General features: G+C 71.2%; 18 protein-coding genes. 8 read left to right on the forward strand and 10 right to left on the reverse strand.

The window, feature by feature from the left end; genetic code table 11:
* Nucleotides 1–40: 40 nt before the first annotated feature.
* Nucleotides 41–1,564: a glutamate--cysteine ligase gene (locus M1203_RS06535; protein ID WP_249948559.1), complete on the forward strand. Its 1,524-nt coding sequence runs from the start codon at nt 41–43 to the stop codon at nt 1,562–1,564.
* Nucleotides 1,565–1,622: 58 nt separating this feature from the next.
* On the opposite strand, the gene M1203_RS06540 is transcribed toward M1203_RS06535, so the two are convergent.
* Nucleotides 1,623–3,431 carry a substrate-binding domain-containing protein gene (locus tag M1203_RS06540; protein WP_249948560.1) on the reverse strand — a complete coding sequence of 603 codons (1,809 nt, stop codon included), beginning with the start codon at nt 3,429–3,431 and terminating at the stop codon, nt 1,623–1,625.
* A 181-nt stretch (nt 3,432–3,612) separates the two neighbouring features.
* Between M1203_RS06540 and M1203_RS06545 the strand changes: the two genes are divergently transcribed.
* On the forward strand, nt 3,613–4,413 hold the full coding sequence (locus M1203_RS06545) for a CPBP family intramembrane glutamic endopeptidase (RefSeq protein ID WP_249948561.1): 801 nt from the start codon (nt 3,613–3,615) through the stop codon (nt 4,411–4,413).
* Nucleotides 4,414–4,457: 44 nt separating this feature from the next.
* Here the strand turns inward: M1203_RS06545 and M1203_RS06550 are convergent, their stop codons facing one another.
* From M1203_RS06550 to M1203_RS06565, 4 genes are all read right to left on the reverse strand, one after another.
* Nucleotides 4,458–4,874 (reverse strand): VOC family protein, encoded by a 417-nt coding sequence (locus M1203_RS06550; protein ID WP_249948562.1) that lies wholly within the window; start codon nt 4,872–4,874, stop codon nt 4,458–4,460.
* A gap of 5 nt (nt 4,875–4,879) precedes the next feature.
* Nucleotides 4,880–5,260, reverse strand: coding sequence for a helix-turn-helix transcriptional regulator (locus M1203_RS06555; protein ID WP_249949059.1), 381 nt, complete (start codon nt 5,258–5,260; stop codon nt 4,880–4,882).
* A gap of 138 nt (nt 5,261–5,398) precedes the next feature.
* Nucleotides 5,399–7,792, reverse strand: coding sequence for an excinuclease ABC subunit UvrA (locus M1203_RS06560; RefSeq protein ID WP_249948563.1), 2,394 nt, complete (start codon nt 7,790–7,792; stop codon nt 5,399–5,401).
* Nucleotides 7,793–8,093: 301 nt separating this feature from the next.
* Complete coding sequence (locus tag M1203_RS06565) at nt 8,094–8,450, reverse strand: VOC family protein (RefSeq protein WP_249948564.1); 357 nt, start codon at nt 8,448–8,450, stop codon at nt 8,094–8,096.
* A 307-nt stretch (nt 8,451–8,757) separates the two neighbouring features.
* Between M1203_RS06565 and M1203_RS06570 the strand changes: the two genes are divergently transcribed.
* From M1203_RS06570 to M1203_RS06585, 4 genes are all read left to right on the forward strand, one after another.
* Nucleotides 8,758–9,387: a PadR family transcriptional regulator gene (locus M1203_RS06570; protein WP_249948565.1), complete on the forward strand. Its 630-nt coding sequence runs from the start codon at nt 8,758–8,760 to the stop codon at nt 9,385–9,387.
* Nucleotides 9,388–9,660: 273 nt separating this feature from the next.
* Nucleotides 9,661–10,209: a Clp protease N-terminal domain-containing protein gene (locus M1203_RS06575; RefSeq protein WP_249948566.1), complete on the forward strand. Its 549-nt coding sequence runs from the start codon at nt 9,661–9,663 to the stop codon at nt 10,207–10,209.
* Between the two features lie 84 nt (nt 10,210–10,293).
* Nucleotides 10,294–11,277: a DMT family transporter gene (locus M1203_RS06580; protein ID WP_249948567.1), complete on the forward strand. Its 984-nt coding sequence runs from the start codon at nt 10,294–10,296 to the stop codon at nt 11,275–11,277.
* Nucleotides 11,278–11,463: 186 nt separating this feature from the next.
* Nucleotides 11,464–12,444, forward strand: a complete 981-nt coding sequence (locus tag M1203_RS06585) for a DMT family transporter (RefSeq protein WP_249948568.1) — start codon at nt 11,464–11,466, stop codon at nt 12,442–12,444.
* An 82-nt stretch (nt 12,445–12,526) separates the two neighbouring features.
* Here M1203_RS06585 and M1203_RS06590 read toward each other — a convergent pair whose 3' ends face one another.
* Entirely contained in the window at nt 12,527–13,219 is a 693-nt protein-coding gene (locus M1203_RS06590) for a pyridoxamine 5'-phosphate oxidase family protein (protein WP_249948569.1), read from the reverse strand.
* A gap of 35 nt (nt 13,220–13,254) precedes the next feature.
* Here M1203_RS06590 and M1203_RS06595 point away from each other — a divergent pair, with 35 nt between their 5' ends.
* Nucleotides 13,255–14,586 (forward strand): aminotransferase class I/II-fold pyridoxal phosphate-dependent enzyme, encoded by a 1,332-nt coding sequence (locus M1203_RS06595; protein WP_249948570.1) that lies wholly within the window; start codon nt 13,255–13,257, stop codon nt 14,584–14,586.
* 43 nt (nt 14,587–14,629) lie between these two features.
* On the opposite strand, the gene M1203_RS06600 is transcribed toward M1203_RS06595, so the two are convergent.
* The gene (locus M1203_RS06600) at nt 14,630–15,658 is read right to left on the reverse strand and encodes a DMT family transporter (protein WP_249948571.1); all 1,029 of its coding nucleotides are present in this window, start codon (nt 15,656–15,658) and stop codon (nt 14,630–14,632) included.
* Nucleotides 15,659–15,731: 73 nt separating this feature from the next.
* On the opposite strand from M1203_RS06600, the gene M1203_RS06605 reads away from it, so the two are divergent.
* Nucleotides 15,732–16,649, forward strand: coding sequence for a LysR family transcriptional regulator (locus M1203_RS06605; RefSeq protein WP_249948572.1), 918 nt, complete (start codon nt 15,732–15,734; stop codon nt 16,647–16,649).
* Nucleotides 16,650–16,770: 121 nt separating this feature from the next.
* Here the strand turns inward: M1203_RS06605 and M1203_RS06610 are convergent, their stop codons facing one another.
* From M1203_RS06610 to M1203_RS06620, 3 genes are all read right to left on the reverse strand, one after another.
* Nucleotides 16,771–17,280, reverse strand: a complete 510-nt coding sequence (locus M1203_RS06610; RefSeq protein ID WP_249948573.1) for a Rieske (2Fe-2S) protein — start codon at nt 17,278–17,280, stop codon at nt 16,771–16,773.
* Between the two features lie 83 nt (nt 17,281–17,363).
* Nucleotides 17,364–19,472 (reverse strand): prolyl oligopeptidase family serine peptidase, encoded by a 2,109-nt coding sequence (locus tag M1203_RS06615; protein ID WP_249948574.1) that lies wholly within the window; start codon nt 19,470–19,472, stop codon nt 17,364–17,366.
* A 208-nt stretch (nt 19,473–19,680) separates the two neighbouring features.
* The gene (locus M1203_RS06620) at nt 19,681–20,322 is read right to left on the reverse strand and encodes a class I SAM-dependent methyltransferase (RefSeq protein WP_249948575.1); all 642 of its coding nucleotides are present in this window, start codon (nt 20,320–20,322) and stop codon (nt 19,681–19,683) included.
* Nucleotides 20,323–20,496 lie beyond the last annotated feature (174 nt).

Below are 20,496 nucleotides of genomic sequence, written 5' to 3' on the forward strand. Positions count from 1 at the left end.
GTGCCGCGGGCTGCCCACTCGATCGAGGAGGGACACTTCGATGGGTGAGAAGGTCGAGGCGGGCGGTTCCGGACTGTCCGATCGGCGGAGATACCGCAGAAAGCTGCAGCAGTGCCTGGCGGTGCTGGGGCGACTCCTGGCGGAGGAGGGGTTCGACCGGCCCAAGAATCTGATGGGTCTGGAGATCGAGCTGAATCTCGCGGGGTCCGACGGGATGCCCCGGATGATGAATGCCGAGGTGCTGAAGCGTATCGCGAGCGGTGATTTCCAGACCGAACTCGGAATGTTCAACATGGAAGTGAACGTCGCTCCGCACCGGCTCGGCGGATGGGTTCTCGACCAGCTCGCCGAGGAACTCCGCACCGGCCTCGGATATGCCCACCGCAAAGCGAGCGAGGTCGACGCGGGGATCGTGATGATCGGAATTCTCCCGACCCTCACCCGGCATGACGTCGTCTCCGCGAATCTCTCCGACGTCGACCGCTACACCCTGCTCAACGAACAGATGCTGGCGGCCAGGGGCGAGGATTTCACCCTCGACATCGAAGGGGTCGAGCGACTGACATGCACCTCGTCGTCGATCACCCCGGAGGCCGCCTGCACCTCCGTACAGCTCCATCTCCAGGTGACGCCCGACCGGTTCGCCGATGTGTGGAACGCCGCCCAGGCGATGGCATCGGTGCAGGTGGCACTCGGTGCCAATGCGCCGTTCCTGTTCGGCCGGGAGCTGTGGCGGGAGTCCAGGCCGCCGCTCTTCGAACAGGCCACCGACACCCGGCCGCCGGAGCTGAAGGCCCAGGGGGTGCGGCCCAGAACCTGGTTCGGGGAGCGCTGGATCGAGTCCGCGTACGACCTCTTCGAGGAGAATCTGCGCTACTTCCCGCCACTGCTGCCGATCTGCGACGACGAGGACCCGCTGCGGGTGCTCGACAGCGGCCGAGTGCCGGAGCTCCAGGAGCTGGCGCTGCACAACGGGACGGTCTACCGCTGGAACCGGCCGGTGTACGAGGTCGCGGACGGCGTACCGCATCTGCGGGTGGAGAACCGCGTACTGCCCGCGGGCCCCACCGTCACCGATGTGATCGCCAACACCGCCTTCTACTACGGGCTGGTGCGCGCGCTCGCCGAGGACGCCAGACCGGTCTGGAGCCGGCTGCCCTTCGCCGACGCGGCGGCCAACTTCGACCTCGCCTGCCGCTACGGCATCGACGCGGAGCTGCGCTGGCCGCGCCCCGGCCGGGCCGCCGGACTGACGACCGTGCCGGTGGTCAAGCTCGTACGTGACGAACTGCTCCCGCTCGCCGCCGCCGGTCTGGACGCGTGGCAGATCGAGCCCGTGGACCGCGACTTCTATCTCGGGGTGATCGAGGAGCGCTGCAAGCGGCGGATGAACGGCGCCGCGTGGCAGGTGGACACCTTCCACCGGGCGCTGGAGGCCGGTCTTGAGCGGGACGCGGCCCTGGCGGCCACCACCCGTCGCTACTGCGAGCTGATGCACCAGGGCGAGCCGGTGCACAGCTGGCCGCTGGGGTTCCCCGGGTCCTCCCTCGACGGGACCGGATGAACGGTGACGTAGGGCCAGGGCCCCGTCGGTGTGCTTCACACAAGGCGGCCGGCCGCGCTCAGGAGCGGTCGGCCGCCGGGGAGTCGGGGCCGGTCAGTCCCGCCGACAGCATGACCGCGCGCAGCATCACGGTCCGGATCTCGGCCGGATCGCTCACCTCGTAACCCGCGCCGCCGGTGGCCCTGGCGATTGTGTCGACCTCGTTACGGTCGGCGTCCGGGCCCACGGCGATCGCGATCAGCGGTACCGGGCGGCGGGGGTCCACGACGGTCTTCAGCCGCTTGATCAGTTCGGCCCGTGAGATCGAGTCGTCGTCCTTGTTGGAGCCGTCGGTGAGGATGACGAGCGCGTTGAACTTGCCGCTCACATAGGTGGCGACCGCCTCCCGGTAGGCGGCCAGCATCGTGTCGTACAGGCCGGTGTCGCCGTCCGGGACGGGCTTGAGCGCGGTGACGGCGTCCGAGAGCCGGTCCCGGTGGGTGCCACCGCCCTTCACCGGCTCGCCGAGCCGGGCGGTGCTCTCCAACTCGCGGTAGTCCTTGGCGCCGTCGAGCCGGGTGGCGAACTCCCACAGGCCGATCTCGTCCTCGGGGGTGAACCCCGCGAGAGCCCGGAGCAGGGAGGCTTTCGTGACATCCATCCGGTTCTGGCCGTCCCGGCCGGGCACGGGCGCCGCCATCGAACCCGAGGTGTCCACGACCGTCGTCAGCCGTGCGCTGCGCACCGTCACCGTCCACAGACCGAGCGCCCACTGCCGCGACTCGGAGGACGGCGGCAGGGCGTCGTTCCCGTCGTACGGCTGGGGTGAGAGGGCGCCCGCCGTGCGGAGCACGCCGGGGTCCAGCGCCGTGTCCGCCACCCTGAAGCCGTGTTTCTGGAGTGTGCGGTACGCGGCCTCGTCGCCGAGCAGCGCCATGAACCGCATGGCGGCGCGGCTCTGGTCGGTGGTCAGCTCCGTCTCGTCGACCAGGCTGTACGGGTAGTCGAGTACGGGCGCGCCGTCCGTGGGATAGAAGAGGTTGAGGTTGGCGGAGCCGCTGCCCTTGGAGTTGTGCGTGAACGCGGCCTGTTCGGAGAGCAGTACCGCCTCGTTGCGGCGGGGACGGCCCTTCTCCGCGCCCGAGTCGTCGCGGGCCAGCGTCTCCAGGACCTGTGTGTCGGTGTCGGAGACGCGCTGGGTGAGGAATTCGGCGGTGGCGGCGGTGCGGGTGTCGCCCTCGGCTCCGGCACGCCGTGAGGACTCGGCGATGCTGCTGAGTGCGAGCAGCCCTGTGGCGCTGCGGGCGGGGTCGGCCGCGCCGAGCGGCAGCCCGTCCGCGCCGGTCGTGGTCGCCGCCGCGGCCAGTTCCGCCCAGGTATAGCTCTTACGGGGCCAGCCCAGGGTTCGCGCGGTCGTGGGTACGGTGGCCAGTGTCACCGGCGAGGTGGCGACCGTACCGGCCGGTGTCAGCGATGTGCCGTCGCCCTGTCCCTTGGCGCGCTCCACCCAGATGCCGGAATCGGGCACCCAGACCTGGTAGCCGGACGTTCCCGAGCCGTCGGCGAGCGCGGCGGCGACCTGGTGGTTCTCGCGTGCCTCGACCCGTACGTCGAGACAGTGGCCGTCGGTGGTCACCCGGTCCTGTCGCGCGCGTTCCGCGATGGCGCGCAGCGCGGGGGCGATGTCGGGGGAGGCCGCCAGATCCAGCCGTACCGGCGCGTCGGCACAGGCATCCGCGAAGGAGAGGAGACCGCTCTGGGCCGCCACCCCCGTCCCCGCCGCCACGGCCAGGACCAGCGCGGTGGCGATGGAGACGGTGCGACGGCGCGGTGAGCGGACCCTGCCCGTGCCGGTCGCCTTCGCGTCGGGCAAGCTGTGACGTCCCATGACGGTGGCGCCCCTCCTTCATGAAGGGTGTACAAGGGCTGGCAGAGTGGACGAGAACGAGCCTCGCCACGCGAACGGCGAATTGCCCCCCGGCCTGTCGCGCGCGATCTTCGTACCTGCATTCGAGACCCTAGCGGCACCGCGTGGGGCATGAGGCGGGATTACTCAACTGGAGGCAGGTGTGCAGGCGGAGGCGGGCCAGGAGGACGGTTCTCAGCCCCGGGAGGCCATCTCACAGAGGACGCTGCGGTCCGAGACCGTACTCGTACTGGCGCTCTCGCTCGGCGCGAGCGGGGTGTCCGCGCTGATCAGCTTCATCGGATCGGTGACCAGACCCGAGGCGTTGGCGGATCAGGCGGCGAAGCTCAACGCGTCGGCCGCGCCCGGCCGGCCGTGGCTCGATCTCAGCTGGCAGCTCTTCGGGATCTGTACGGCGCTGGTGCCGGTCCTGCTGGTCGCGCATCTGCTGACGCGGGAGGGCAGCGGGCTGCGCGCCATCGGCTTCGACGGCCGGCGGCCCGGGCCGGACCTGGGCCGCGGCACACTGGTCGCGGCCGGTATCGGCAGCGCGGGGCTCGCGTTCTATCTGGTCATGCAGGCGGCGGGCTTCAATCTGACGGTGGAGCCGGAATCGCTGCCCGATGTGTGGTGGAAGTTTCCGGTGCTGATCCTCTCCGCGGCGCAGAACTCCGTGCTGGAGGAGGTCATCGTCGTCGGCTATCTGCTGCGCAGACTCGGGCAGTTGGGGTGGTCGCCGATGGGCGCTCTGGTGGCCAGCTCGGTGCTGCGCGGCTCGTACCACCTGTACCAGGGGATCGGCGGCTTCATCGGCAACATGGTGATGGGCGTTGTGTTCGTCCTGCTGTACCGGCGTTGGGGGCGGGTCGGGCCCCTGGTGGTGGCCCACACACTGCTCGACATCGGGGCGTTCGTCGGATACGCGCTGCTGGCTGGGAAGGTGGACTGGCTGCCCACGGTGTAGCGCTCGCCATGACGCGGCCCCTGCCGGGCGGGCCCGGCAGGGGCTCATTTCGTGAGGGGCTGGGTGAAGCGCAACAGATTGCCGGCGGGGTCGCGGAACCCGCAGTCGCGGACGCCGTAGGGCTGGTCCATCGGCTCCTGCACCACCTCGCCGCCCGCGGCGCTGATGCGCTCGAAGGCGGCGTCGCAGTCGTCCGTCGTGAAGATGACGCCCCGCAGCAGGCCCTTGGCCATCAGCTCCGCCATGACCTGTTTGTCGGCCGATGAGGCGTTCGGGTCGGCGAGGGGCGGTTCCAGGACGATGTTCACGTCCGGTTGCGAGGGCGCCCCGACGCTCACCCAGCGCATCCCCTCGAACCCGACGTCGTCGCGTACCTCAAGGCCGAGCACATCGCGGTAGAAGGCGATCGCCTTGTCATGGTCGTCGACGGCGATGAAGCATTGGGCCAGTTTGATATCCATGCCGTTCACGCTACGGCCGGGCCGGTGGGGCGCGCTTCTCCGTTCCTGACCGGTCGCGTATGGATCTTGGCCATACAGGCCGGAATGGCGGCGCCGAGGTCATGGCTCCGGGCGCGGTAGGCGCTCGGGCTCTCGCCGACCAGCTCGGTGAAGCGCGAGCTGAACGATCCCAGCGATGTACAGCCGACCGCGAAGCAGACCTCGGTCACCGTGAGATCGCCGCGCCGCAGCAGTGCCTTGGCCCGCTCGATGCGACGGGTCATCAGATAGCTGTAGGGCGTCTCGCCGAAAGCGGCCCGGAAGCTGCGGGAGAAATGACCCGACGACATCAGGGCGTCGCGCGCCAGCGCCGGGACGTCGAGCGGCTGGGCGTAGTCGCGGTCCATCCGGTCACGGGCCTGTCGCAGCCGGACGAGGTCGTCGAGGTTCTGCCGTCTCACCTCATCAGCTTGCCACAGCACCCGCGACCGGTGACGAGGACCGTGCTCGGCCGCCCGGCCCCTCGGACACGACATACGCCCAGGTCAGGTGGAGACGTACGTCGCCAGGTGCTCGCCGGTGAGGGTGGCGCGGGCGGCGACGAGATCGGCGGGTGTGCCCTCGAAGACGATCCGGCCGCCGTCGTGTCCCGCGCCGGGGCCGAGGTCGATGATCCAGTCGGCGTGCGCCATGACCGCCTGGTGGTGTTCGACGACGATGACCGACTTGCCCGAGTCGACGAGCCGGTCGAGCAGACCGAGCAGCTGCTCGACATCGGCGAGGTGCAGGCCCGTCGTCGGCTCGTCGAGGACGTAGATTCCGCCCTTCTCGGCCATGTGCGTCGCCAGCTTGAGCCGCTGTCGCTCGCCGCCGGACAGTGTGGTGAGCGGCTGGCCGAGGCTGAGGTAGCCGAGCCCGACATCGGCGAGCCGGCCGAGAATACGGTGCGCGGCCGGAGTGCGCGCCTCACCGGCGCCGAAGAACTCCTCGGCCTCGGTCACCGACATCGCGAGGACCTCGCTGATGTCGCGCCCGCCGAGGTGGTAGTCGAGCACCGCCGCCTGGAACCGCTTCCCCTCGCACTCCTCGCAGGGCGTGGCGACTCCGGCCATCATGGCCAGATCGGTGTAGATGACCCCGGCGCCGTTGCAGGTGGGGCAGGCGCCCTCGGAGTTGGCGCTGAACAGCGCCGGCTTCACGCCGTTGACCTTCGCGAACGCCTTGCGTATCGGGTCGAGCAGTCCGGTATACGTCGCCGGGTTGCTGCGCCGCGAGCCGCGGATCGCGCCCTGGTCGATCGAGACCACACCCTCGCCGGCGGGGATCGAGCCGTGGACGAGCGAGCTCTTGCCGGAGCCGGCGACTCCCGTGACGACGGCGAGCACACCGAGCGGGATGTCGACATCGACATCGCGCAGGTTGTGCGCCGTCGCACCGCGGATCTCCAGTGTCCCGGTGGCCTTCCGCACCGTCTCCTTGAGGGCGGCCCGGTCGTCGAAATGGCGGCCGGTGACGGTGCCGCTGTCCCGCAGCCCCTCGACGGTGCCTTCGAAGCAGACGACGCCGCCCGCCGAACCGGCGCCGGGGCCGAGGTCGATGACATGGTCGGCGATCGAGATCGTCTCCGGCTTGTGCTCCACGACGAGCACGGTGTTGCCCTTGTCCCGCAGCCGCAGCAGCAGGTCGTTCATCCGCTGGATGTCATGCGGGTGCAGGCCCGTGGTGGGCTCGTCGAAGACATAGGTGGTGTCGGTGAGCGAGGAGCCGAGGTGGCGGATCATCTTGACGCGCTGTGCCTCGCCGCCCGACAGCGTGCCCGACGGCCGGTCGAGCGAGAGGTAGCCGAGACCGATCTCCACGAACGAGTCGAGGGTCTGCCCCAGCGCCGCGAGCAGCGGCGCCACCGACGGCTCGTCGAGACCCCGGACCCACTCGGCCAGATCGCTGATCTGCATCGCGCAGGCGTCGGCTATGTTGATCTTGCCGATCAGCGAGGACCTGGCCGCCTCGCTGAGCCGGGTGCCCTCGCAGTCGGGGCAGGAGGTGAAGGTGACCGCCCGGTCCACGAAAGCCCGGATGTGCGGCTGCATCGCCTCCCGGTCCTTGGAGAGGAACGACTTCTGGATCTTCGGGATCAGCCCCTCGTAGGTGAGGTTGACGCCTTCGACCTTCACCTTGGTCGGCTCCCCGTAGAGGAAGTCCCGCATCTCCTTCTCGGTGTACTCGCGGATCGGCTTGTCCGGGTCGAGGAAGCCCGACTCGGCGTAGGTCCGCACGGTCCACCAGCTGTCCGACTTCCAGCCGGGGATGGTGAACGCGCCCTCGGCGATCGACTTGGAGTCGTCGTAGAGCTGGGTGAGGTCGATGTCGGAGACCGTGCCCCGGCCTTCGCAGCGCGTGCACATGCCGCCGGTGCGGGTGAAGGACTGTTTGACGGCCTTGCTGCCCGCGCCGCGTTCGACCGTGATCGAACCGGTCGCCCGGACCGAGGCGACATTGAAGGAGAACGCGTTGGGCGAGCCGATGTGCGGCTGTCCGAGCCGGCTGAAGAGGATGCGCAGCATCGCGTTGGCGTCGGTGGCGGTGCCGACCGTGGAGCGGGGATCGGCCCCCAGCCGCTGCTGGTCGACGATGATCGCGGTCGTCAGGCCGTCGAGCACGTCGACCTCGGGCCGCGCCAGCGTCGGCATGAAGCCCTGGACGAAGGCGCTGTACGTCTCGTTGATCAGCCGCTGCGACTCCGCGGCGATCGTGCCGAACACCAGAGAGCTCTTGCCCGAGCCCGAGACACCGGTGAGCACCGTCAGCCGCCGCTTGGGGATCTCGACGCTGACGTCCTTGAGGTTGTTCACGCGCGCGCCATGCACACGGATCAGATCGTGGCTGTCGGCCACATGCGGCGCGGGCGACCGCGTGTCCTTCCTCGGGGCCATGCTCATCGTGTCTCCATCTGTTGCATGCGTGACGCTTCTGTTGCACGTGTGACGCGGAGCCGCCTTCGCGGTCTCCGCCGGCCTCGTTCCAGGCCGGGACGCGGCGTGGGGAGACGCGGGGCCGGCGCTGCGGGGTGTCCGCTGTCCGGCGCGGGCGGGCCTGAGCCGGTGCGCGGCAGCCGGTCCGTCCACTGCCGCGGCGACGCGTCGATCTCAGGGCCTCGATTTCGCCCTCGATGATAGACACGTCGCGCGTGCGCCCCACCCCCGGCGGCGACGATGCCGAACCGGGGAGCGGGTGCGGCACTCACCGGTCCTGAAGCAGCCCGAGCACGTTGCCGTCGGGGTCGGTGAAGGTGGCCACGAGGCGGCCGCCGCCGACATCGTGCGCGGGCTCCTTCACCGTGGCACCCGCGGCGGTCACCTCGGCGAGCTTCGCCTCGATGTCCGGCACGTGCCAGTAGGCCACCGGTGAGGTCATGCCCTGCGGTCCACCGCCCGGCACCAGCCCGATGTGCTGGCCCGAGGCCTCGAAACCGACGTAGTAGGACCCGTCGGCCACCGGCGCCACGCCGAGCAGCGCGGTGTACACGGCCTTGGCCGCCGCCAGGTCGGAGACGGGATGCAGCACGGTCTTGATTCCCTGCGTGGCAGAGCTGGTCATGGTCACTCCTGAAGTTCGTTCCTGAAGTCATGGATCGGTGGGGATGGTCCGCCGTGGAGGCGGACGAGATGTCTGGGAAACGACAGCCCGGAGAGGAAGCTCGCGTGGCTGGTGATGTCCACGGCGATCACGCTAGCCGCGGCCCGGAATCCACGCTTCTCGATTCCTGATCGGTTCTGTCCCGCGCCCGGCGGCGCCACCGAGCGCAGGGATCGCTTGCCGAGCGACGTGTTCCGATATATCGTTGACGCATCGCGACAGATCAACGATGTCGTGAAAGATCAACGATGTGAGGAGTGTGAGAGCAATGCGTTCACATGGACATGACCATGGACACGAGCGCGGGCGCGGACACGGTCCGGGTCCCGGCGCCTGTGGACCCGGCCACCCGGGCAGGGGCGACTTCGAGGGACGGCGCGGGGCCTTCGGCCCGTTCGGACCCGGCTTCGGCGGTCCCTTCGGTGGCGGCGGCCGCGGGCGTGGCGGCGGCAGGGGAAGGGCGCGGCGCGGCGATGTGCGCGCGTCGATCCTGGCCCTGCTGAAGGACCGGCCCATGCACGGATACGAGATGATCCAGGAGATCGGCGAGCGCAGCGGCGGGGCCTGGCGTCCCAGCCCCGGCTCGGTGTACCCGACGCTTCAGCTGCTGGAGGACGAGGGCCTGATCGCGAGCCGGAGCGAGGGCGGCAAGAAGCTGTTCACGCTCACCGAGACCGGGCGCGCGGAGGCCGAATCGGGGCCCGAGGCCCCCTGGGAAGAGGCCGGCCGCGGCATCGACTGGGAAACGATGAACGAGATCCGTCAGGCCGGCTTCGGGCTGATGGAAGCGTTCGGGCAGGTCTGGAAGACCGGTACGCCCGAGCAGCGCCAGAAGGCGCTGGCGGTCATCACCGAATCGCGCAAGAAGCTCTATCTGATCCTCGCCGATGAGGACTGAGCGCGCTTCGGACCGTAGTTTCGTAGGGGAGGCCCCGCGGCCACGCCTGGAGGGCATGCCTGTAGGCCATGCCTGTATTCGAGGCGCCGCGGGGCCTCTTCGTGCCCCTGCTCGCCGCGCTGGGGGCAAGGCGGCGCGCCTCCCAGGGGAGAGAAGGGGGGTGATCTCATTCGTAAGGAGGAGGACCGGCCCGAATGTGCCCAACTCCGGTGGGACGCGAGAATGCTCCCCGCCGGGGATGTTCCACGAGCCCGGGACTGATGGGGTGAGAGTGTGCAAAGCCCCTCTCCGCGGGTGCCGGAACAGTCCGCACCGAACCGACCCGATAGCGCGCCCGTGCGCGCCGATGTCGAGGCCCGGCTGACCCCGGAGCTGGCATCCGTCGTCTCGGGCGCGCGCAGAAGGGCGCATCGCGACGGTGACCACCAGATCGATACGGCCCATCTGCTGCACTCACTGCTGGAGACGGACCCCGAGGTACGGGCCGCGTTCGACGGCCCGCAGCTGGCCCGGGTGCTCGGCTATCTCGTCCAGCGGAGCATCGGCTACGGACTGCGCTGGCAGGGGACCGTGGAGGACTCCGGGGCCGTGCCCGTGGTGCGGGAGCGTGAGGTGACGGGCTGGTCGCCCCCGGCCGTCACCGCCATGGCGAGCGCGCTGGAACGGGCCGAGCGGCGCGGTGAGCCACTGGCCGGCGGGCTCGATCTGCTCGCCGCGCTCGCCGCCGACCGGGAGTGCCGCGCGGTCGATGTGCTCGAACGGGCCGGGGTGGACGCGCGGTCGCTGGCCGGAAGGCTGTCCAGTACCTCACGTTCGGTCTGATGCGTCACGATCAGGCCGGGCCTCGGCTGTCTCGACAGGTGTCATGAGGATGACGCTCCTGACGGCCCCTGTCATGATGACGCCATGCGGATGTCTCAGGGGAGGAGCGTCGGCCTGGGCCTTGCCCTGGCGTCGGCGTTCGCGTTCGGCGGTTCGGGTGTGGCGGCCAAGCCACTGATAGAAGCGGGGCTCGACCCGCTCCATGTGGCCTGGCTACGGATCACCGGCGCCGCCCTGGTCATGCTTCCGGTGGCCTGGCGCCATCGGGCGCTGATCCGGCGACGGCCCGCGCTGCTCGCCGGGTTCGGCCTGCTCGCCGTGGCGGGCGTACAGACCTTCTACTTCGCCGCGATCTCCCGTATCCCCGTCGGCGTCGCGCTGCTCATCGAGTATCTGGCCCCCGCGCTCGTCCTCCTCTGGGTCCGGTTCGTCCAGCGGCGGCCCGTGACGCGCGCCGCCGCGGTCGGGGTCGTGCTCGCGGTGGGCGGGCTCGCCTGTGTGGTGGAGGTCTGGGCGGGGCTGGGCTTCGACCCGGTGGGGGTGCTCCTCGCGCTTGCCGCCGCCTGCTGCCAGGTCGGCTACTTCGTCCTCTCCGACCAGGGGGCCGACGGCGAGGACGCCGCCGATCCGCTGGGCGTGATCGCGTACGGACTGCTCGTCGGGGCCGTCGTACTGACGGTGGTCGCCCGGCCCTGGGGGATGGACTGGTCGCTGCTCGGCGGGAGCGCGGACATGGGCGGATCGAGTGTGGCCGCCGCCCTGCTGCTCGGCTGGATCGTGCTGATCGCCACCGTGCTCGCCTATATGACCGGAGTGGTCTCCGTACGCAGGCTCTCGCCGCAGGTGGCGGGCGTGGTCGCCTGCCTGGAGGCGGTCATCGCGACCGTACTGGCCTGGGTGCTGCTGCGGGAACACCTCTCCGCGCCGCAGATCATCGGCGGGGCCGTGGTGCTGATCGGCGCGTTCATCGCCCAGTCGTCGACCCCGAAGGCGCCCTCCGGGCCGATGGCCGGCGGTACGGGGGCGGGCGACCCGGCGCGGTTGTCCGCCGGACACACCACGACGTAGGGTGCCGATCATGCACTTGACCGTTCTTCCGCCTCCCGCGTCATAACGCGGGCGGCCATCCGCTGACGAAGACCGGGCTCGGACAGGACCTCGGCCGTACAGGCCCCTGCCCCGAGCGGTTCGTCGCTGCCCGCGTGACGGAGCCGAGCGACCACACCATCCCGCTTCTTCACACGGAGACGTCACGTGTCCTCTTCTGTTTCCGCCACTCCTTCCGGCCTGCCCGGCACCGGCCTGCCCGTCGGACGGAGTCTGTTCTTTCTGATCGTCGCCGGGGTCGCCTGGGGGACCGCGGGGGCCGCCGCCTCGCTGCTCTACCGCGTCAGCGACCTCGGCCCCCTCGCGCTCTCCTTCTGGCGCTGCCTGGGCGGTCTCGTCCTGCTGCTCGGCGCGCTCGCCCTCCGGCGCCGCCGCGAGCCCGCGCCCGCGGAACCGCGCCGGCGGCGGCTGATCCGGATTCTTGGTACCGGCATAGGTCTCACCGTCTTCCAGAGCGCCTACTTCGCCGCCGTCGAAGCGACCGGTCTGGCGGTCGGTACGGTCGTCACCCTCGGCGCCGGGCCTGTCCTCATCGCGCTCGGCGCCCGCCTCACCATGGGCGAGCGGCTGGGCGGCGGCGGTCTGCTCGCGGTGACGGGCGCGCTCGCCGGGCTCGGGGTGCTGGTGCTCGGCGGCGAGGGCGGCTCCGTACGCCCGGCCGGTGTCGCGCTCGCGATCCTGTCCGCCGCCGGCTACGCGGGAATCACCCTGCTCACCCGGTGGCTGGGGCGCGCGGGCGGCGGGGGCGACTCGATGGCCACCACCGCCTGGGCGTTCGCCATCGGCGCGGTCCTGCTGCTGCCCATCGCCTGGGGCGAGGGACTGCTGCCGCACACCGCCGAACCGGCCCGGGTGGTCTGGCTGCTGGTGTATGTCGCGGCCGTGCCGACCGCGCTCGCCTATGCCCTCTACTTCGCGGGGGCCGCTGTGGTGCGGGCCGCGACCGTCTCGGTGATCATGCTGCTTGAGCCGGTGAGCGCGGCGGTGATCGCGGTCGTGCTGCTCGGTGAGCGGCTGACCGCGGCGACCCTGCTGGGTACGGTCCTGCTGCTCGCGGCGGTGACCGGTCTCGCGGTGGCCGAGGCACGCCTCGCCGCGCTACGGCGCCGGGCGGCGGCGGTCGGCTGACGCGCGACCGACCGGCCGCCGCCGCCCGTGTTCAGCGCGGTGTCGTCCGTGTTGTCATCTGTCGTGTCGTCGTCGTGCCTGCTCAGAGCACGGAGAGATAGTCCGGCAGCGTGATGTCCGGGTCGAGATCGTCGGACGGGACGGGGGCGTCGTAGCCGCGCGCGAGCGGGACGACCCCGGCCCAGTGCGGCAGTGTGATGTCCTCGGGATCGTCGTTGGGACCGCCCGTACGGACCTTGGCGGAGACCTCGTCGAGATCGAGGCGGATCACCGCGGTCGCGGCCAGTTCACGGGCGTTGGCCGGGCGTGAGTCGTACGAGCGGCCCGGTACGACATGGTTGACGATCACGTCTAGCGCCGTGCGCCGTTCCTCGGGGTCGCTCACCGGGCGGGCGACGCCATGGACCACGACGGAGCGGTAGTTGATCGAGTGGTGGAAGGCGGAGCGCGCCAGCACCAGAGCGTCGACATGCGTCACGGTCAGACAGACGGCGAGGCCGGGGTCGGTCTCGCCGTCCGTGCTCTCCGTACCGCCCGCGCTCGTCATGCGCAGCGGTCGCGAACCGGTCGAGCCATGGACATACAGCCGCTCGCCCACCCGGCCGTAGAGCGTCGGCAGGACGACCGGGGCGCCGTCGCGGACAAAACCGAGGTGGCAGACATACGCCTCGTCGAGTATCCCGTGCACCAACTCGCGGTCGTATGCCGCCCGCTCCCGGGCGCGGGTGGGGACCGTGCGTGGGGTGGGCCGATACGCGGCGGTGTTCTCCGGCATTGCGCTCTCCATTGCACTAGTGCATAATCTTCTTTGTGCTAGGAGAGTATCGGATTGTGGGGCGGCGCGCGGCGGAGATTTCCGCCAGCGTGGAGCGAGCGGTGGGTTCCGGGGAGCTGGCCCCGGGCCAACTCCTCCCTCCGATGCGGGAGTTGGCGACGGCGCTCGGGGTCAATCCGAATACGGTCGCCGCCGCCTACCGGAGCCTGCGGGACCGCGGGGTGATCGAGACCGCGGGACGCCGGGGGAGCAGGGTGCGCGCCCGCCCCGCCAGTACCGTGCGTGGCTCGATCCGGGTCGAGGCGCCCCCCGGCGTACGCGATGTGTCGGAGGGCAACCCCGATCCGGCGCTGCTGCCGCCGCTGCACGACGCCCTCGCCGCCGCCGCGCTGCACAACGCGGAACACCCCGGGCTGTATGGACAGGCGCCCGTCGACCCGGAGTTCGCGCGGCTCGCGCGCGCGGGGTTCGACGCCGACGGAGTGCCCGCGGGACCGGTCGCCGTGACCTCCGGGTCGCTGGACGCGATCGAACGCGTACTGGCGGCCCATCTGCGACCGGGTGACGCGGTCGCCGTGGAGGATCCGGGCTGGGGCGGCCTGCTGGACCTGGTGCCCGCGCTCGGGCTGCGGCCGGAACCGATGGGCGTCGACGACGAGGGACCGCTTCCCGCCGGACTGGCCCGCGCGCTGCGGGCCGGTGTGCGCGCGGTCATCATTACCGACCGCGCGCAGAACCCGACGGGCGCCTCGGTGGAGGCGGCCCGCGCCGAGGAACTGCGCGCCCTGCTCGCCGGCCATCCCGAGGTGTTGCTCATCGAGGACGACCACGGTCACGGAATGGTCGATCTGCCGCTCCATCCGCTCGCCGGCACCACCGGCAGTTGGGCGTTCGTACGCTCCACCGCGAAGGCGTACGGACCGGATCTGCGGATCGCGGTACTCACCGGGGACGCCCTGACCGTGGACCGGGTGACGGGGCGCCAGCGACTGGGTCCCGGCTGGGTCAGCCGGCTTCTCCAGCGCGCCGTCGTGGAGCTGTGGACCTCGGGGGCCGTGGATGTGCCGGCCGTGGCGCGGTCCTACGGCGAGCGGCGCGACGCGCTCGTACGGGCCCTGGCGGAGCGGGGCGTCGAGGCGCACGGCCGGAGCGGAATGAACGTCTGGGTGCCGGTGGCTGACGAGACCGGGGCGGTGGCACGGCTGCTGCACGCGGGCTGGGCGGTCGCGCCGGGGGCGCGCTTCCGTGTGGCCACGCCGCCGGGCGTACGGCTGACAGTGTCGGAGCTGACGGGAGACGACATCGGGCCGATCGCCGACGCGGTGGCCTCGGCGGCCGGCCCGGCGCCGGCGCGCAGCTACGGCTGAGGCGTCGGCCTATGGGGTGCCGGTCCATGGCCGGGGCGCACCGCTACGGCTGAGGCGTCGGCCGCTTTCTGGCCTTGGTCTGGGTGAGCGCGGCCCCGGCCAGCACGATCAGGGCGCCGACGGGAGTGTTCCAGCTCAGCTGTTCGCCGAGCAGTGTGACACCGGCCGCCGTGGCGATGACCGGGATGAAGTACGTGACCATCTGGCCCGTTGTCGGGCCGACTTCGGCGACCACTCCGTACTGGAGCAGGATCGCCAGACCGGTGCCCAGCGCGCCGAGCACGAACACGGCGAGCAGCGGTCCCGCCGGGAACGCCTCCGGCAGGGTGGTGAACAGCGGTGTCACGACGGCGAGTTGCAGTGTGGCGAGGAAGAGCTGCGCGCCGGTCAGGGAGAGATGGGAGCCGCTGTTGCCCGCCAGGGTGCGGCGTACGTATATCCAGCCGATCGGATAGCTGAGCGAGGCGAGCAGCGCCATCGCCGTACCCGTGACATCCAGACCGGAGAAGCCCTGCCAGGCGCCCAGCACGGTCAGCACACCGAGGAAGCCGAGGCCGAGCCCCGCGACCCGGCGCCGGGTGGGCCGGTCCTCGGAGAGCGCGACCAGCGACAGGGCCATGCCCCAGAGCGGCGAGGTGGCGTTGCAGATGCCCGCGAGTGTCGAGGGGATCGTCAGCTCGGCGTAGGCGAACAGCGAGAACGGCAGCGCGTTGAGGAAGAAGGCCGCGACGGCGAGATGCCCCCAGGTGCGGAGTCCGCGCGGCAGACGGTCCCGCTTCACCGCCATCGCCACGGCCAGCACCGCCGTACCGAAGAAGAGCCGGCCGAACGTGACCTGGAAGGGGGCGAAGCCATGGGTGCCCACCTTGATGAGCAGAAAGCTGAAGCCCCAGATGAGCGCGAGCGCCGCGAACCGGATGCGCCAGTCCACGGCCGGGCGGGTACGGCCGGCGCCCGCTCGCGCCGGATCGACGGCGTCGGGCGCGGCTGTGACGGCAGGGGCCGCCGCCGCGACGGCGGGGGACGGGGAGGCGGAGTCCGGCCCGGGACGGGGCGGGGTGGCGGTGCTCATACGGACAGCCTGACGTGGACCACCTCGTAGAACAAGCGAGATTATGTCCACCATTCTGATTAGTATTGCTTACATGTTGAATCTGGAGCGCCTGCGCACGCTGGATGCCCTGGCCCGCCACGGCTCGGTGAGCGGCGCCGCCGAGGGGCTGCATGTCACCACCTCCGCCGTCTCCCAGCAGTTGGCCAAGCTGGAGCGGGAGGTGGGCCAGCGGCTGCTGGCCAGGAACGGGCGCGGCGTACGGCTCACCGACGCGGGACGGCTGCTCGCCGACCACGCCGCGCGGATCCTTTCCCAGGTCGAGGTCGCGCAGTCCGACATCGAGGCGCAGCGCGGCCGGGTGGTCGGGGAAGTGCGGATCTCCGCCTTCCCCACGGCCGCCCGCGGGCTCTTCCCGATGGCGATCCGCGCGCTGCGCGAAGGCCATCCGGAGCTACGGGTCCTGTCGCGCGAGCTGGAGCCCGAGGCCGGGATCCGCGGGGTCGTCAGGGGTGATCTCGATCTCGCCGTGGTGCTCGACTGGAGCAACAAGCGGCTGCCGGTGCCCGGCGGGCTGGCGACGGCGCATCTGCTCGACGATGTCCCCGATGTGGCCATGCCCGCGGACCATCCGCTCGCGGGCCGGTCGGAAGTGGATCTGGAGGAGTTCGCCGACGACCCGTGGGTCTCCTGGCCGGAGGGAGAATTCTGCTACGACTGGCTGATGTTCACGCTGCGCTCGAAGGGGTTCGAACCGCGGATCGCGCATCTGGCGGGGGAGCACCACACGCAGCTCGCGCTGATCGCGGAGGGGCTCGGGGTCTGTGTCGCGCCGAGGCTGGGACGCGGCGCCGTGCCGGAAGGCGTGGCGGTCGTGCCCGTACGGCAGCGGATGCGCCGGCACATCTACGCCGCATGGCGGGCGGACGCGGATCGGCGTCCGTCGATCCGGGCGGCCGTCGAGGCGCTGGGGGAAGCGGCCGGGGCCGCGAACCGGCTGGTCGGCGGCTGACCGAGGACGACAGCGCGGGCGGAACCGAGCGGAGTGGGGCGGCCGGGGGCTTCACCTTCTGCCGACGAAAAGTGAAGCCCGCCGGCCGCCGGTCATGGGTGCCGACTCATGACGCGACGGGTCACGCCAGTGTGATCGAGTCCCCGGCGACCGTGATCGGCGTCGCGGGCAGCGGCTGCGTCGCGGGTCCGGCCTTCACACTGCCGTCCGCCACGCTGAACCGACTGCCGTGGCAGGGGCAGTGGATGGATCCGTCGGAGATGTCCTTCACGGCGCAGCCCTGGTGCGTGCACTTGGAGGAGAACGCCTTGAACTCGCCCGCCGTGGGCTGGGTGACCACCACGCCCTGGTCGGCGAAGACCTTCCCGCCGCCCTCCGGGATCTCGCTGGTCTTCGCGAGGACGGCGGTCAGCCCCCCGCCGCCGCCCGTGCCGTCGTCGGGCGCCGCGGGGTTCGAGGCATCCGAGGCCGCGGAGTCCGCGGAGTCCGCCGGAGTGTCCGAGCCGGTGGACTCCGCCGCGGTGTCCGAACCGCCGCACGCGACCAGCGCCGCCGCCAGCCCCGTCGCGCCCGCCGCCGCGACCACGGTCCGGCGTGCGACGACCCGTGCGGTCCCCTGCGTTCCCGTCATTCCGAGCTCCGTTCCCTGATGGGCCCTGCTGCGCCGGCCGGTCGGCCGTTCAGCCATAGGTACGGCTATACCCGCCGCGCTGTTCAGCTACCGAGAGACTTTCTGAGGAAGCCGAGCTCGTGGCGCAAAAGCGCGTCCGCCTGCCCCGCACGGGTGACGAGATGGCCCGCCCCCGGCAGCGGCAGTACGGTGTGCGGCCGGCCCGCGGCGAGCAGCGCGGCGGAGAGCCGCAAGGTATGGGCGGGGAACACATTGTCGTCGGCGAGCCCGTGGACGAGCATCAGCGGCCGGGTCAGCCTGTCCGCGTACGGGATCAGCGAACAACGGTCGTAGTTCTCCGGCCGGATGTCCGGATGACCGAGGTAGCGCTCCTCCCAGTACGTGTCGTACAGCCGCCGGTCGGTCACCGCGGCTCCCGCGACCGCCGCGTGGAACACATCGGGACGGTGCAGTACGGCGGCCGCCGCCAGATAGCCGCTGAACGACCAGCCCCGGATCCCCACCCGCCCCAGGTCCAGCGCGTCGTACCGGTCGGCCGCCGCGTGCAGTGCGTCGACCTGGTCCGTCAGTACGGGCGTCAGCCGGTCCCCGAGGATGGCCCGCTGCCACTCCATACCGCGTCCGGGGGTGCCGCGCCCGTCCGTGGCCAGTACGGCGAAGCCGTGCTCCGCGAACCACTGGCACACGGCGGTGTACCAGCCGCCGCCCTTCGTCACGACCCGCATGCCGGGGCCCGCGTACGGGCTGAGCAGTACGGGCAGCTTCCCCGCGTCCGGTGTGTACCACGACGGCAGATGCAGGCGGCTGCGCAACTCCCGTTTCCCGAGCGAGAGATGGACCGGCGCGGGGGTGACCAGGGGCTGTTCGGCGAGGACCGCGATCCGGCCCGACGGGGCGGCCCCGCGCACGACCGTGACCGTGTGCCCGTCCGGGGTCCTGCTGTCGAGGACGACGGTGTCGCCGCCCGCCGACGCGGTGTGCACCCCCGGCTCGTCCGTCAGCCTCACGAACCCGGTGTCCGGGGCGTACGACCACACATGGGTCTCCGTCGGCTCCTCGCTCGCGGTGAACAGGACCCGCTCGCCCACCGCGCCGAGCACCGCGTCGACCTGAAGTCCCTCCGGCGCGAGGGCGTCACCGATCCGCAGCGAGCGGGCATCGCCACGCGGGCAGGGCAGGACCGCGGTCCCCGACGCGGTGTGCAGGGGAGCGCCCGGCAGCCACTCCACCCAGTGCTCGTCGGTCTGCCCGAACAGCCGCTGGGCCTCGCCACTCGCCGGGTCGACACGCAGGACCCACAGGGTGCGCTGGTCCCGGGTCTGGAGGCCGACCACCGGGCCGCCGCTCTCCCAACCGGCGCTGACGACATACTCGAAGGCCGGGTCCCGCCAGACACCCGCCGGAGCCTCGTCCTCGGGGGCGCGCTCCGGCAGCCGCACAGGGGTGTGCCGGCCGTCGAGTGTGACAACACACAGCGAGGTCCGCGCGTTGGCGGTGCCCGCCGCCGGATACGGCACCGAGCGCGGCGCCCGCGCCGGATCGGCCGGATCGCCGAGGTACCAGCGCCGCACCATCGAGGTGTCGACCCGGGCCACCAGCAGGGCGTCCCCGTCCGGCGACCACCAGTAGCCGCGCGTCCTGCCGATGGACTCGGTGGCGGTGTGATCGGCCGATCCGTAGGCCACATCGGGGGCTTCGGGCTCGGCGAGCGGCCGGTCGCCCGTACCGTCGGTGCCTACGACGCGCAGCGCGCCGTCGCTGACATAGGCGACGTGGGTGCCGTCGGGCGAGGGGCGCGGATCGACGACCGGGCCCTCGGTGCGGACCTGCCACGGCGCACCGCCGTCCGTCCGTACGAGCCAGAGTGCGCCGCCCAGTGCGTACGCCACGACGCGCGCCTCGCGGTCGGTGGCGTACCCCACCACCCCCACGGCGGTCTCGCGTGCCCGTTCGCGTCGTGTCCGTTCCGCGTCGGAGACGTGCGCGTCGTCGGCGGCGGGGGCCGAGGGATCGGCGAGGATCCGCTCCTCGCCCCGCTCGTACAGCCACAGCGGGCTGCGCGGATCGACACCGGACAGGGACCGTACGAAGAGCACGCGCTCGCCGTCCGGTGACACGGTGAACTGCCGGGGGACACCCAGCGAGAAGCGGCGGGTACGGGCGAATTGCAGGGGAAAGCCGGTGGTATCCATGGGTCTCCAGATCTCTTTCACGGGGGCATGCGGAAGCGACGCCAGGCGGACTCAGAGAGAGCGACTTGCCATGTCACGCCCCTGCGTGGGGGCGGCTCGCTTCCGCTTCCGGGGATCGTCGAGGCCGACGATCCCGGTGCGTACGTCTTGATGTTGTACACCCGGTGGAGTGGAGGTCCGGTAATCGGCGGTCGGTAATGCCCGCGCGTCATCGGAGCGCGGAGTGCTCCCGCTTGATGGCCGAGAGGCGCTCGACCATGCCGAGGCACGACCGGTCGCGCTGGGTGATCGTGAATCCCGCGTCGTGGACCAGGTGCAGCGGGCGGCGCAGCTGGTGATCCCCGGCGATCTTGACCATGAGCGGGTCGATGATGCGCTGTCCCACGCGTACGGCGAAGTGGTCGCTGATGATGTGGTCGATCAACAGCAGGGTTCCGCCCGGTTTGAGGACTCGGTGCATCTCCGCGACGGCCGCCGTGTCATCAGGGATGCTGCACAGCGCGAGGGTACAGACCACGGTGTCGAAGGCGGAGCCGGGGAAGGGCAGTTCGGTGGCCGACGCCTCGGTGAGTGTGACGTCCATCCGCAGGGATGCCGCTCGGCGGCGGGCTCGCTCCAGCATGGCGGGGGACAGGTCGATACCTGTCAGGTCGGTGTTCTGGGGGTAGAAGGGGAGGTTCAGGCCGGTGCCGATGGCGACTTCGAGGACGCGGCCACGGGCTTGGGAGCAGACCCAGCTTCGCCCGTCACGGACCATGTACCGGTCGCAACGGCGCATCCGCTCATCGTAGTTGGGAGCATCGCGGTCCCAGATCCTCCGTGTCCGCGCGTCGTCGAGACTGTTTCCCATCGTGTCCCCTCCTGGCCCTCGGCTCGCGGCTGTCGGCCTGCTGCCCTCAGCATCGCTCCACGGAGGGTTGGAAGCGACCTCTCCGGCGGGTGGCATGTGGCCGGCCCGCGTCAGGGGCCTCGCGGCCGACGGCGCAACCGCACTGATCGGTCTCGGACTTGGATCGGTCCCGGA

The organism is Streptomyces sp. 35G-GA-8 (assembly GCF_023534745.1).
Classification (GTDB): Bacteria; Actinomycetota; Actinomycetes; order Streptomycetales; family Streptomycetaceae; genus Streptomyces.